The sequence below is a fragment of the Streptomyces sp. LX-29 genome, assembly GCF_029541745.1.
Classification (GTDB): domain Bacteria; phylum Actinomycetota; class Actinomycetes; order Streptomycetales; family Streptomycetaceae; genus Streptomyces.
The window spans coordinates 2,546,180-2,559,728 of record NZ_CP089746.1; the positions used below are offsets into that span (position 1 = coordinate 2,546,180).

Below are 13,549 nucleotides of genomic sequence, written 5' to 3' on the forward strand. Positions count from 1 at the left end.
AGGGGTTGTATCCGCCGCCGAGGTTTGCGAATCTCTTCATGGCGATCGGGACGGCCGCAAGAAGCCCCCTTGAGAGCCCGAACCCCCTCCTCACCCCACGGGACCGCACCAGCCCCAAACTGGTTGTTGGCCCTTCCCTTGCGGAGGGATTCGTGAAAGCGTTCACATTCACAAGCAACGTTCATGCAACACGAGGAGATGGAGCAGCCATGGACTGGCGTCACAACGCCGTTTGCCGCGAGGAAGACCCCGAGCTCTTCTTCCCCATCGGCAACACCGGTCCTGCGCTGCTGCAGATCGAGGAAGCCAAGGCCGTCTGCCGCCGCTGCCCCGTGATGGAGCAGTGCCTGCAGTGGGCGCTGGAGTCCGGCCAGGACTCCGGTGTCTGGGGTGGCCTCAGCGAGGACGAGCGCCGTGCGATGAAGCGCCGCGCCGCCCGCAACCGGGCGCGTAACGCCAGCGCCTGACGCAGCCCCTCGGCCCCCGAGCCGCAGCGCGCAGTACCCCGATGCGCAGAACACTCTGAGCTTTGAGCCCCGGAGACGTACGGAGACCGTACGGACCGGGGCTCAGCGCTTTTCCCGACGCGGGGCGGCGGCCTCCCGGACGCCGGGCGGCGACATCACGTTCGGGACGCGGTTCGGTGACGTTCGGGCCGCGGGGCGCGGCCCGGACGACACGGCCGGCGGTGCGCCCCGCCCGGTGACGACACGGCCGGCGGCATGCCCCGCCCGGTGGGGCGGCCCTTCGCGACACGGCGGGCCGGCGCGCCGGTTGGGCGGACCGGCGCCGCGAAGGCCCCGTTCCGCCCGCCGGAGAGGCGCGCCCACGGGTCGACATGTCGATGCGTCAAGGACACGACCCCCGCGTCAGCACTCGTACGTGCGTACGGCGGTCAGCGCTTCTGCACCCGTACCGGAATGTCGAGCACCACACGGGTGCCGCGCTCCGGGGCCGGGAGCATGTCGAAGGTCCCGCCGAGCTCGCCCTCCACCAGCGTCCGGACGATCTGCAACCCGAGGTTGCCCGCGCGGCGCGGGTCGAACCCCTCGGGCAGACCGCGGCCGTCGTCCTGGACCGTGACCAGCAGTCGGGTGTCGGTGCGGGTGCCGCCGCGCACCGCCGACACCTCGACGGTGCCCTGCTCCCCCGGCCCGAAGCCGTGCTCCAGGGCGTTCTGCAGCACCTCGGTGAGGACCATGGACAGCGGGGTGGCCACCTCGGCGTCGAGGATGCCGAAGCGCCCGTTGCGGCGACCCGCCACCCGACCGGGGGAGATCTCTGCCACCATGGCCAACACCCGGTCGGCGATCTCGTCGAACTCGACCCGCTCATCCAGGTTCTGGGACAGGGTCTCGTGCACGATGGCGATCGAGCCGACCCTGCGCACCGCCTCGTTGAGCGCCTCGCGGCCCTGCTCGGAGTCCATCCGGCGGGCCTGGAGCCGCAGCAGGGCGGCCACCGTCTGGAGGTTGTTCTTCACCCGGTGGTGGATCTCCCGGATGGTGGCGTCCTTGGTGATCAACTCCCGCTCGCGGCGGCGCAACTCGGTGACGTCGCGCAGCAGGACCAGGGAGCCGATGTGGGTGCCCTTCGGCTTGAGCGGGATGGCGCGGAGTTGGATGACCCCGTCGTTGGCCTCGACCTCGAAGGCGCGCGGCGCCCAGCCGCTGGCGAGCTTGACCAGCGCCTCGTCCACCGGGCCGCGGGCGGGGGCGAGTTCGGCGGTGGTCTCGCCGAGGTGGTGGCCGACCAGGTCGGCGGCGAGGCCCAGCCGGTGGTAGGCGGAGAGGGCGTTGGGGCTGGCGTACTGCACGATCCCGTCCGCGTCGAGCCGGATCAGTCCGTCGCCGACGCGCGGCGAGGCGTCCATGTCGACCTGCTGGCCGGGGAAGGGAAACGATCCGGCAGCGATCATCTGGGCGAGGTCGGAGGCGCTCTGCAGATAGGTCAGCTCCAGCCGGCTGGGGGTGCGCACGGTCAGCAGATTGGTGTTCCGTGCGATCACTCCGAGCACCCGGCCCTCGCGGCGGACCGGGATGGACTCGACCCGGACCGGGACCTCCTCCCGCCACTCCGGATCCCCCTCGCGGACGATCCGGCCCTCGTCGAGGGCGGCGTCGAGCATCGGCCGGCGCCCGCGCGGGACGAGGTGGCCGACCATGTCGTCCTGGTAGGAGGTGGGGCCGGTGTTGGGACGCATCTGCGCGACCGAGACGTAGCGGGTCCCGTCCCGGGTGGGGACCCACAGCACGAGGTCGGCGAAGGACAGGTCGGAGAGCAGCTGCCACTCCGAGACCAGCAGGTGCAGCCATTCGAGGTCGGAGTCGCCGAGTGCGGTGTGCTGGCGTACGAGGTCGTTCATGGAGGGCACACCGCGAGCCTACCGGCGGCGGGGGTTTACTCTTTCTATGGACAATCGTTGGTAGCCCATGGACAGACCGGAGTGGTCTAGTCCAGAATGTTCAACGGCGCAATAGACCGGGCCCCGGATCCGAGGGGTTGACCGAGGGGTCGACCGAGGAGTGGGGACGCCCGGCGCACGCTGAGTTTCGCAGGACTTCCGCCCTCCCCGCACAGGAGGGTGGATCGAGGCACCGGCGCTCTCTGCCCTGACGGCGCCGCGGGCCTCCGATCGGCCGGCCGACTGGACCGGCCGATGCAACTCCGGGCTGCGGTGCCGGGCGGGTTGAGGGTCCCGTTCTGGCGCCGCGGCCCGCGGGTCGTTTCGGACTTCTCCCCCTGCGCTCCGCCTCCCCCGGATGTCCCCGATCGGTCCCGGCCAGCCCCGGTCGACAACGCCCCGCTCAACGCCCTGGTCGACCCCGCTCAACCCCGGTCGACCGTCGACCGGCGCGCGGTGATCGACCGGCGTTCGCTGCTCGATCGGCCCGCACCCGCGGGCTCCGCGCGCGCCGCGTGGTCCGCGCCGTCCGCCGCGGGCGGGTGCGGCCAGGCGCGCATCGAGAGCTCGGCCACCGCCTCCAACGTCTCCCGGTCCGCGCCGTCCCGGGCCTGCTGGGACATGCCCTGGAGCACGGCCGCGCAGTAGACCGCGAGCAGACGCGCGTCCGTGTCGGCGGGCAGCTCGCCGACCGCGACGTCGGCCCGGATCCGGCGCTCGATCAGCTCGATGCTGTGGTTCCGCCGCCCCTTCAAGCCCTGAAGGACCTCGGCGGACTGCGGCGTGCAGTTGGTGGCGGCCGTGATGATCATGCAGCCGCGGGGGTGACCGGGCAGGGTGTGCGAGGTCGCCGCCTCGCGGAGCAGCCGGGCCACACCGCGGCGGGCGGTCGGCTCCTCCGTCAGGGCCGGAGCGAGGTAGCCGCCGAACTCCTGGACGTACGACTCCACCGCCTCCTCGAAAAGGGTCTTCTTGTCGCCGAACGCGGCGTAGAGGCTGGGCGCCTTGATGTGCATCACGCGGGTGAGGTCCGCGATGGACACCGCCTCGTAGCCACGCTCCCAGAACTCGATGGTCGCGGCCCGGAGCGCGGCGTCACGGTCGAAGGAGCGGGGGCGACCCCGCCGACCCGTTCGCTCATCCGTTCGCTCGTTCGTGGCATCCATGAGGGCAATTCTATAGCGGTCGCTAGAAAACGTGCTACGGTCTTTCTGTATCGACCACTACACAAAGGGAGGGCGGGCGACCATGGGTGCGCTCACGGGAAAGACGGCACTGGTCACGGGCGGCAGCCGGGGCATCGGGCGGGCGATCGCCGAGCGCCTGGGCCGGGACGGCGCACGCGTGGCGGTGCACTACGGGCGGAATGAGGCGTCGGCCAAGGAGACCGTCGCCGCCATCGAGGCGGCCGGCGGCGAGGCGTTCGCGATCAAGGCGGAGCTGGGCGTCCCGGGCGACGCGGAGGCCCTGTGGGCCGCGTTCGACGCCCACGCCGAGGGGCTGGACATCCTGGTGAACAACGCCGGGATCGACGGCGCGCGGGAGCCCATCACCGGACTCTCGGAGGCGGACTTCGACCGGGTCTTCGCGGTCAACACCAAGTCGCCGTTCTTCGTGACCCAGCAGGGGCTGGGCCGGCTGCGGGACGGCGGGCGCATCGTCAATGTGTCGACCGGCCTGACCCATGGCGCCGCGATGCCCGAGCTCATCTCGTACTCGATGACCAAGGGCGCGCTCGACGTCTTCACCGCGCACCTCGCCAAGGAGGTCGCCCAGCGCGGCATCACGGTCAACGCGGTGGCGCCCGGCGTCGTCGACACCGACATGAACGCGGGCTGGCTGCGCGGCGAGGAGAACGCCGGGTCGCGACAGGCCGCCTCGTCGATATCCCCCTTCAACCGGGTGGGCGAGCCCCGTGACATCGCCGATGTGGTGGCCTTCCTGGCCTCGGAGGACAGCCGCTGGGTCACCGGCCAGTGGATCGACACCACCGGTGGCGCGCTGCTGTGACCACGGCCGCGGGTCCGCCCCCGCGTGCGGGGGGCCGCGGGGGCGGACCTCGGCGGGTCTCCCTCAGCGGGTCTCGGTGACCTTCGCCAGGGCGCGGGGGGCGTCGGGATCCTGGCCGCGCGCGATGGTGACCTCATAGGCCAGCATCTGGAGCGGCAGGATCTCCAGGATCGGCTGGACCTCCTCGGCGACGCCGGCGGTGGGCAGGGCGAAGCCCGCCGACGCCCTGTCGACCTCGGCCAGGGTCCCGATCACCACCAGGTCGGCACCGCGGCCGCGCAGCCGCTCCAGCACCGGCTGCAGGGCCTGGCCGCCCCTGCCCTCGGTGACGATCGCGATCACCGGGGAGATGTTGTCGACCATGGCCAGCGGGCCGTGCAGCAGGTCGGCCCCCGAGTAGGACAGCGCCGGGATGTAGCTGGTCTCCATCAGCTTCAGCGCGGCTTCCTTGGCGCTGGGGTAGCCGTAGCCACGGGAGGTCAGCACCATGCGCTCGGCGAAGCGGTAGCGGGCGGCGAGCTGTCTGACCTCGGCCTGGCGGTCGAGGATCTGCCGGGCGAGGCCCGGCAGGCCCTGGGCGGCCGCGCCGTCGCCACCGCGCAGCCCCTCCACGAAGAGGTACAGCGCCAGGAGTTCGGCGGTGTAGGTCTTGGTCGCGGGCAGCGCCTTCTCCGGGCCGGCTAGGACGTCGATGTGGAACTCGGAGACGGCAGCCAGCGGCGAGTCGGCGTTGTTGGTCACCGCCAGGGTGATCGCGCCGGCCTCCCGGGCGGCCCGGGTGGAGGCCACCAGGTCCGGGGAGCCGCCGGACTGGCTGACCGTGATCACCAGCACATCGGTGAGGTCCTGACGGGCCTCGTAGGCGGTGGTGGTCGACATGGAGGTGAGGCCGCACGGCTTGCCCAGCCGCACCTCCAGCAGGTACTTCGCGTACAGCGCCGCGTTGTCGGACGTCCCGCGGGCGGTGAGCAGCACGAACCGCGGGGCGCGGGCCGCGATCCGCTCGGCGACCTCACGGATCCTCGGCGCGCCCTCGTCGAGGATGCGCTGGAGCACGGCGGGCTGCTCGGCCATCTCGGCGGCCATGTGTCGGCCCGGCTGCTCGCCGCGGCGCTGGTCCGGAGTCATGGCGGACATGCTGTGGCCTCCAGGTGGCTGGGCGGGCCGAGCGCAGGTGCCGGGTCCCGCGTTCCGGTCAACCGCCGGCTCCGGTGATGACCTCCGCCGCTGCCCGCCCGCAGACGCGGGCGGCGCCGTGCGTCGCGAGGTGCAGGGCCCCGACCGGCGGCGCCTGGGGCACGCCCATCTCGACCACGACCGTCTCCGGCCGGGCGGCGAGCAGACCGTGCAGGGCGTCCGCCATCCAGGGGTGCCGGTGGACGTCGCGTACCACTGCGACGATCCTACGGTCCGCCGCCGCGCCCAGCACATGTGCGACCACGGGGGACGGTCCCCCGGGTTCCGCCGCCGTCCCGCCGGGCTCTCCGTAGGTGGCGGTGGTGGTGCCCGGCAGCAGCCGGGTGAGCTCGGCGGCCACCCCCCAGGGGGTCTCGTCGCCGACCGCGATGTTCGCCACCGGGGTGAAGGCGGCGACATAAGCGGGGCCGGTCAGCGGCTCGTACGGGGCGGCCCCCGAGGTCACCCGCAGCGCACGGCGGGCGGCCGCGAGCCCCACCTCGGGGTCGGCGACGGCGAGCGCGGTCCCCTCCGCCGCGCCCGGGCCGCCGGCCTGCCGCGCCCACCGGCCCAGGGCGCGCACCCGGGCCGCGGCCTCGGCCAGCCGCTGCTCGGAGAGCTCGCCCGCGCGCACCGCGGCCACCAGCGCGTCGCGCAGCCGGAGCACGGTGGCCTCGTCGGCCAGCCCGCCGCCCACGCAGATCGCGTCGGCTCCGGCGGCGATGGCCAGCACACTGCCGCGCTCCAGGCCGTAGACGGCGGAGATGGCCCGCATCTCCATGCCGTCGGTGACGATCAGTCCGTCGAAGCCGAGGCCGCCCTCGGCGACGGGGCCGCGCAGCAGGCCGTGCAGCGCGGCGGGGCTGAGGGTGGCGGGCAGCTCGGGGTCGAGCGCGGGCAGCAGGATGTGCGCGCTCATCACCGCCTTGGTGCCGGCGGCCACCGCGGCCCGGAAGGGCACCAGTTCGCGCTCGGCCAGGGTCTCCAGATCCGCGTCGATGCGCGGCAGGGAGTGGTGGGAGTCGACGGCGGTGTCGCCGTGGCCGGGGAAGTGCTTGGCGCAGGCGGCCACGCCCGCGCCCTGGAGGCCCTCGACATAGGCGGCGGTGTGTCGGGCCACCAGGTGCGGGTCGGCGCCGAAGGAGCGGACCCCGATGACCGGGTTGTCGGGGTTGGAGTTGACGTCCGCGGAGGGGGCCCAGTTGAGGTTGACGCCGCACGCGGCGAGCCGTCGTCCCAGCTCGGCGGCGACGGCGCGGGTCAGCTCGGTGTCGTCGACCGCGCCGAGGGCGAGGTTGCCCGGGAAGGAGGAGCCGGTGCGCACCTCCAGTCGGGTGACGTCGCCGCCCTCCTCGTCGATGGCGACCAGCAGCTCGTCGCGTTCGACGCGCAGTCGGGCGGTGAGCGCGGCCAGTTGCTCGGGCGAGTCGATGTTGCGGCCGAACAGCCCGACCGAGACCAGCCCCTCACCGAGGCGGCGTAGCAGCCAGTCGGGGGCGGTGGTGCCGGTGAAGCCGGGCTGCAGGACGGCGAGCGCGTCCCGGGTGAGCGTGTCGGTGGAGTGTGCGAGCGTCGTCATGGAGTGGCGTCATCCCTTCACCGCGCCGGAGGTGAGACCGCCGACCGCCTTGCGTTGCAGGAACAGGAAGAGGAGAAGGATCGGGATCGCGAAGAGCGAGGCCGCGGCCATGGTGGCGCCCCAGTCGTCGCCGAAGGCGGTCTGGAACCTGGACAGCCACAGCGGAAGGGTCTGTGCCTCGGCCTGCTTGTTGAGGATGAGGACCAGGGGGAACTCGTTCCAGGCGGTGATGAAGCCGAAGAGCGAGGTCGCCATCAGCCCGGGGGCCAGCAGCGGGAAGATCACCTTGAGGAAGGCCTGGGGGCGGGTGCAGCCGTCGACCATCGCCGACTCCTCCAGCTCCTTGGGTACCGCCGCGACATAGGCGCGCAGCGTCAGCACCGTGAAGGGCAGCACCATGACCATGTAGAAGAGGGTCAGCGGCAGCAGGCTGTTCAGCATGTCGCCATCCCGGACGATCATGTAGATCGCGATCACCATGACCTCCCAGGGGGCCATCTGCGCGATCATGAAGGTGAGGATGAAGCCGCGGCGCCCCTTGAAGCGCATCCGGGCGATGGCGAAGGACGCCAGCAGGGCGATGGCCAGCGAGAGCAGCACGGCCGCGAGGGTGACGGCGAGGGAGTTCTGGACCAGGGTCCAGAAGTTCGGCGCGTCCACGGCCGTCCTGAAGTGTTCGAGGGTCGGGTGGGTCGGGAACCAGACCGGGTCCTCGGTGACGATGTCCGACGTCGGCTTGAGGGCCGTGTTGAACATCCAGTAGACGGGGAACGCGAAGACGACGAAGAGGACGACGGCCGTCGCGCCGGGCCAGATCCGCCCGAGCAGGGAGCGCTTCACGACTCGTCCTCCTCTTGCTTGAGCACGATGCGCAGGTAGTAGGCGGTCAGCACCAGCAGGATCAGGATGGTGAGCACGGAGATCGCCGCGCCCATGCCGTAGTGCTGGTTGCCGACGCCCTCGACGAAGGCGTAGACGGGGAGGGTCTCGGTGAGCCGGTCCGGACCGCCCTCGTTGATCGCGAAGACCTGGGCGAAGGACTTGAACACCCAGATGACCTCGAGGAAGGTCGTCGCGAAGAGGAACGGCTTGAGGAAGGGGAAGGTCACCGAGGTGAAGCTCTTCCAGCTGCCGGCGCCGTCCAGCGCGGCGGCCTCGTAGAGCTCCTTGGGGATCGTGGTGGTCGCGGCGTAGAGGTTGATCGCCACGAAGGGGATCGACTGCCACACGATCAGCAGGGTCACCACGAAGAAGGTGGAGAACTGACTGCCGGTCCAGTTGTAGTCCGCCATCGCGTGCCAGCCGAGCCTGTCCAGCACCCAGTTGACCACGCCGAACCGCTGGGCGAAGAGCCACTGGTAGACCGTGGTCGCCGCGACGACCGGCATCGCCCAGGCCAGGACGAGGCCGACCGACAGCAGCAGCCGCATCCGGGTGCCCAGCCGGGCGAGCAGCAGCCCGATCAGGGTGCCCAGCACCATGATCAGGACCACGTTCACGGCGGTGAAGACGACCGAGCGGCCCGTCACCCGCCAGAAGTCCTCGCTGGTGAGCGCCTCGCGGTAGTTGTCGCCCCCGTTCCACTCGGTGAGGTGCTGGATCAGCTGCCGCATGTTGAGGTTCTGGAACGACAGCATGCCGTTCTTCACCAGCGGCCAGCCGAGCAGCACCACGGTGGCGGCCACGGCGGGGAGGAGCAGCAGATAGGGCGCGGTGCCGCTCGGTCGCCGCCGTCCGCCGCGCGCGGGACCGGGCCGCGGCCCCGCGCTCTCGCGGACGTCGGCGGGGGGACCGGCGACCACCCGTTCGGTCTGCGCCGACGTGCTCGTCATCGCTTTACTGCTCCTGGCTGAGGCGCTTGTTCAGCTCGTCCTCGACCGACTCGGCGGCTTCCGCGTGCGACTTGCCGTTCAGCACCGCGGTCATATAGGTCTTGATCGGGTTCGGCGGGTTCTCCACCGCGGCCCACTCCGGGATCAGCGGGGTGGTGCCACCGCTCTTGGCGGCCGGCGCGGCGGCCTCGGCCGGGGCGTTGCCCTTGAGGACGGTCTGCAGCGACTCCTTGTTCGGAATCACCCCGCCCTCCTTGGCCAGCTGGCCCTCGAAGGCGTCGGAGAGCGCGATCTTCAGGAACTCCTCGGCCAGCTCCTGCTTCTCGCTGCCGGCGGCGACGGCGAGGTTGGAGCCGCCGAGGAAGACGCCCTCGGGCTTGTCGGCGGTCTCACCCGGAATGGTGAAGTAGCCGATCTCCTTCTCGATGGCCGGGTTGGCCTTGATGGCGGTGGCCGCCTCCCAGCCCATGCCGATGAAGGCGCCGGTCTTGCCCTTGGCGAAGATCTCGGCCTGCTGCGGGGTGGCCTCGTCCTTGTCCTTGGGCGCCTTGCTGAAGGACTGGTACTGCTTGTAGATGTCCATCGCCTTGCCGACCTTGGGGTCGGCGAGGTTGGAGACCCAGGTGTCGCCGTCCTTCTTGACCAGCTCGGCGCCGGCGCCGATGGTGAGACCGTCGAAGAAGTACCAGTTCTGGCCCGGCATGTAGATCGGCTCGGCGTCCGTCTTCTTCTCGATCGCCTCCAGCGCCTTGAAGAAGTCGGCGCGCGTCCTGGGCGTCTCCTTGATCCCGGCGTCCGCCCAGACCTTCTTGTTGTAGATGACCACCCGGCTGGCCGCGAACCACGGGGCGGCGTACTGCTTGCCGTCGTAGACCGCGGACTTGTTGAGCGACGCGGACCAGTCCGCCCCGATCGTCTTCTTGAGGTCGCCCAGTTCGGCGAGGCCACCGGTCTGCGCGTAGGCGGGGGTGTGGGTGTTGCCGATCTCGATGACGTCCGGCGGGCTCGACTCCGACAGCGCGGTGGTCACCTTCTGCTGGATGCCGTTCCACTGCTGGATCTCGATCTTCAGCTTGGCGCCGGTCTTCTTCTCGAACTCGGCCTGCACGGCCTTGGTCCAGCCCTCGGGGGCGGACCCGTCCATGGCCCAGAGCGTGAGCGTCTCGCCCTTGAAGCCGTCCGCCCCCGACTTCTCGTCCTTGTCGTCGCTGGACCCACAGGCCGCGACGCTCACCAGCATGGCCACGACACCCGTCGCCGCTATGAGCCCACGCTTCACAGCACTCTCCTCAAAGGACTGGAAGTGGTCTTTAATGGTTTAGACCAGTGCCCGCAGCTTGGCCTAGACCTTTAGGGGTGTCAAGGGTGTATAAGAGTCGCTGTCGGCTCCGTTACCGGACCGACATCTGACGACATCGGAGCTGAGAGGCCGCCTGGGCCCGGGACCGTGCCACCATGTGAGCCGCTGAGGACGGAGGAGCCGGTGACGGCAGCAGGACAGGAGTCGGGAAGGCGCGCGATGGACACCGAAGAGCCCACGACCGAGGGCGGAGCGGGCGCCAACGGGACGGCGCGCACCGCCCGCGTGCCCAAGTACTACCGCCTCAAGCGGCACTTGCTGGAGATGACGGAGACGCTCCCGCCGGGCACTCCGGTCCCACCCGAGCGCACGCTGGCCGCCGAGTTCGACACCTCCCGCACCACGGTGCGCCAGGCCCTGCAGGAGCTGGTGGTGGAGGGGCGCCTGGAGCGCATCCAGGGCAAGGGGACGTTTGTCGCCAAACCAAAGGTCTCCCAGGCGCTCCAGCTGACCTCCTACACGGAGGACATGAAGGCCCAGGGCCTGGAGCCCACCTCGCAGCTGCTGGACATCGGCTATGTCACCGCCAACGACCGGCTCGCCGGGCTGCTGGACATCGCCCCGGGCGGCCGGGTGCTGCGCATCGAGCGGCTGCGGCTGGCCAGCGGCGAGCCGATGGCGATCGAGACCACCCATCTGTCCGCCAAGCGCTTCCCGGCGCTGCGGCGCAGCCTGGTGAAGTACTCCTCCCTGTACACGGCGCTCGCCGAGGTGTACGACGTGCGCCTGGCGGAGGCGGAGGAGACCATCGAGACCTCGCTGGCCACGCCCCGCGAGGCCGGGCTGCTGGGCACCGACGTGGGGCTGCCCATGCTGATGCTCTCCCGCCACTCGCTGGACACCAACGGCCAACCGGTGGAGTGGGTGCGCTCGGTCTACCGGGGCGACCGCTACAAGTTCGTGGCCCGGCTGCAACGCCCCGGCGAGTGACCCCGGCGCGCCCTCACCGACGCGAGCCGCGACAAGCCGCCGCTATTCGCCCCTGGTACGAGCACTGTTGACGCCCCGTCGGCGGCACTGTTTGCCATACCGATATGCGGACAGGTAGTGACGGCCACGGTACGGCTGGCCTAGATTTCCTGCGCATTAAGCAGGTGATCAGTCGACGGGACGGAGCGCCGCCATGCCAGCCACCACCCGACCATCCGGGTCACGGGACACAAGACCGGTCATCACGCCCTCGCGCGTGGTGGCCGGCGTCTGTCTGTTCGTTCCGTTCGTCGCGATGCTGTGGGTCGACTCGTACGCCAGGACGGACCCGTCCTTCATCGGCATCCCGTTCTTCTACTGGTACCAGATGCTGTGGGTGCTGATATCGGCCGTGCTCACGACCGTCGCCTATGTCCTGGTCCGCCGGGAGCAGCGGGCGGCGCGGGCCGCGCGTGAGGCGGGGGCGGAGCGATGAGCGACGACGTCAACGGCGTCGCGCTCGCCGTCTTCATCTTCTTCTTCCTCGGCGTCACCGTCATGGGCTTCATGGCCGCGCGCTGGCGGGCCGCCGAGAACTCCGAGAACCTGGACGAATGGGGCCTGGGCGGACGCAGCTTCGGCACCTGGATCACCTGGTTCCTGCTCGGTGGCGACCTCTACACCGCCTACACCTTCGTGGCCGTCCCGGCGGCGGTCTACACGGCGGGCGCGGCCGGCTTCTTCGCCGTGCCGTACACCATCCTCGTCTATCCGCTGATCTTCACCTTCCTGCCCCGGCTGTGGTCGGTGTCGCACAAGCACGGGTACGTCACCACCGCCGACTTCGTGCGCGGGCGCTACGGTTCCAAGGGGCTGTCGCTGGCCGTGGCGGTCACCGGCCTGCTGGCCACCATGCCGTACATCGCGCTCCAGCTCGTCGGCATCCAGGCGGTGCTGGACGTGATGGGGGTCGGCGGCGGGGAGAACACCAACTGGTTCATCAAGGACCTGCCGCTGCTCATCGCCTTCGGCGTGCTCGCCGCGTACACCTACTCCTCCGGGCTGCGCGCCCCCGCGCTCATCGCCTTCGTCAAGGACGCCCTGATCTACCTCGTCATCGCGGTGGCGATCATCTACATCCCGATCAAGCTCGGTGGCTTCGACGACATCTTCGCCAAGGCCGGTGACGCCCTCTCCCAGACCAACGACGCCGGGAAGCCACGCGGCGCGCTGGCCCCAGGGGAGGCCTCGCAGTGGGCCTACGCCACCCTGGCGCTCGGCTCGGCGCTGGCGCTGTTCATGTATCCGCACTCGATCACCGCGACGCTCTCCAGCCGCAGCCGCGAGGTGATCCGCCGGAACACCACCATCCTGCCGCTGTACTCGCTGATGCTGGGGCTGTTGGCGCTGCTCGGGTTCATGGCGATCGCGGCGGGCGTGAAGGTGGACAACGCGCAGCTGTCCATCCCGCAGCTGTTCGAGGACATGTTCCCGGACTGGTTCGCGGGGGTGGCCTTCGCCGCGATCGGCATCGGCGCGCTGGTCCCGGCGGCGATCATGTCGATCGCCGCGGCCAACCTCTTCACCCGCAACATCTACAAGGACTTCCTGCGGCCGGACGCCACGCCCGCGCAGGAGACCAAGGTCTCCAAGCTGGTGTCGCTGCTGGTGAAGGTGGGCGCGCTGGCCTTCGTCCTCACCATGGACAAGACCGTCGCGATCAACTTCCAGCTGCTGGGCGGCATCTGGATCCTGCAGACCTTCCCGGCGCTGGTGGGCGGCCTGTTCACCCGCTGGTTCCACCGCTGGGCGCTGCTGGCCGGCTGGGCGGTCGGCATGGTCTACGGCACCGTCGCGGCGTACGGCGTGGCCAGCCCCACCCAGAAGCACTTCGGCGGCAGCCAGAAGGAGATTCCGGGCATCGGCGAGATCGGCTACATCGGTCTGACCGCCTTCGTCCTCAACGTCGTCGTCACCGTCGCCCTGACCCTGGTGCTGCGGGCGCTGAAGGCGCCCCAGGGCGTGGACGAGACCTCGCCCGAGGACTACACGGCGGACGCGGGCGACCCGGGCGTCGCCGCCGAGCTGCCGCCGGCGACGGCGGGCGCCCCCGGCGGGCACTGACCCCGTCACACGCCGTCCGTGTGGGCCGGGCCGACCCCTCCCCGTTGTCGGCCCGGCCCACACGGCGCCACCGGGTGCGGCGCGCTCGAGCCGCACCCGCGTCGCGGCGCCCGCGCGTGTCGTCGCCTCAGATGCCGGGCGAAGACGCCCCCGGT

General features: G+C 70.9%; 12 protein-coding genes. 5 read left to right on the forward strand and 7 right to left on the reverse strand.

Translation table 11 applies throughout. The annotated features are described in order from the left end of the window. Positions 1-209 precede the first annotated feature (209 nt). Positions 210-467, forward strand: coding sequence for a WhiB family transcriptional regulator (locus LRS74_RS10795; protein ID WP_003953983.1), 258 nt, complete (start codon positions 210-212; stop codon positions 465-467). A gap of 428 nt (positions 468-895) precedes the next feature. On the opposite strand, the gene LRS74_RS10800 is transcribed toward LRS74_RS10795, so the two are convergent. After that, positions 896-2,365 (reverse strand): PAS domain-containing sensor histidine kinase, encoded by a 1,470-nt coding sequence (locus LRS74_RS10800; RefSeq protein ID WP_277744695.1) that lies wholly within the window; start codon positions 2,363-2,365, stop codon positions 896-898. A gap of 464 nt (positions 2,366-2,829) precedes the next feature. Continuing rightward, positions 2,830-3,570, reverse strand: a complete 741-nt coding sequence (locus tag LRS74_RS10805; protein ID WP_277740809.1) for a TetR/AcrR family transcriptional regulator — start codon at positions 3,568-3,570, stop codon at positions 2,830-2,832. A gap of 82 nt (positions 3,571-3,652) precedes the next feature. Between LRS74_RS10805 and LRS74_RS10810 the strand changes: the two genes are divergently transcribed. Further along, on the forward strand, positions 3,653-4,414 hold the full coding sequence (locus LRS74_RS10810) for an SDR family oxidoreductase (RefSeq protein ID WP_277740810.1): 762 nt from the start codon (positions 3,653-3,655) through the stop codon (positions 4,412-4,414). A 63-nt stretch (positions 4,415-4,477) separates the two neighbouring features. Here LRS74_RS10810 and LRS74_RS10815 read toward each other — a convergent pair whose 3' ends face one another. From LRS74_RS10815 to LRS74_RS10835, 5 genes are read right to left on the reverse strand one after another with little or no spacing between them, the layout of a single operon-like run. Next, the gene (locus tag LRS74_RS10815) at positions 4,478-5,551 is read right to left on the reverse strand and encodes an SIS domain-containing protein (protein WP_277740811.1); all 1,074 of its coding nucleotides are present in this window, start codon (positions 5,549-5,551) and stop codon (positions 4,478-4,480) included. A 58-nt stretch (positions 5,552-5,609) separates the two neighbouring features. Then, the gene (locus LRS74_RS10820; protein WP_277740812.1) at positions 5,610-7,169 is read right to left on the reverse strand and encodes a glycoside hydrolase family 3 protein; all 1,560 of its coding nucleotides are present in this window, start codon (positions 7,167-7,169) and stop codon (positions 5,610-5,612) included. Between the two features lie 9 nt (positions 7,170-7,178). Continuing rightward, the gene (locus LRS74_RS10825; RefSeq protein WP_277740813.1) at positions 7,179-8,009 is read right to left on the reverse strand and encodes a carbohydrate ABC transporter permease; all 831 of its coding nucleotides are present in this window, start codon (positions 8,007-8,009) and stop codon (positions 7,179-7,181) included. After that, positions 8,006-9,001: a sugar ABC transporter permease gene (locus tag LRS74_RS10830; protein ID WP_277740814.1), complete on the reverse strand. Its 996-nt coding sequence runs from the start codon at positions 8,999-9,001 to the stop codon at positions 8,006-8,008. Before LRS74_RS10830 ends, LRS74_RS10825 begins: the two co-directional genes overlap by 4 nt. Positions 9,002-9,005: 4 nt before the next feature. After that, positions 9,006-10,280 (reverse strand): extracellular solute-binding protein, encoded by a 1,275-nt coding sequence (locus LRS74_RS10835; RefSeq protein ID WP_277740815.1) that lies wholly within the window; start codon positions 10,278-10,280, stop codon positions 9,006-9,008. Between the two features lie 240 nt (positions 10,281-10,520). Between LRS74_RS10835 and LRS74_RS10840 the strand changes: the two genes are divergently transcribed. From LRS74_RS10840 to LRS74_RS10850, 3 genes are all read left to right on the forward strand, one after another. After that, positions 10,521-11,291 (forward strand): GntR family transcriptional regulator, encoded by a 771-nt coding sequence (locus tag LRS74_RS10840; RefSeq protein WP_277740816.1) that lies wholly within the window; start codon positions 10,521-10,523, stop codon positions 11,289-11,291. Between the two features lie 193 nt (positions 11,292-11,484). Further along, a complete protein-coding gene (locus LRS74_RS10845) occupies positions 11,485-11,766 on the forward strand; it encodes a DUF3311 domain-containing protein (protein ID WP_277740817.1) in 282 nt (93 codons plus the stop codon). Further along, the gene (locus LRS74_RS10850) at positions 11,763-13,394 is read left to right on the forward strand and encodes a sodium:solute symporter family protein (RefSeq protein ID WP_277740818.1); all 1,632 of its coding nucleotides are present in this window, start codon (positions 11,763-11,765) and stop codon (positions 13,392-13,394) included. The genes LRS74_RS10845 and LRS74_RS10850 overlap by 4 nt, the downstream gene beginning before the upstream one ends. Positions 13,395-13,549 lie beyond the last annotated feature (155 nt).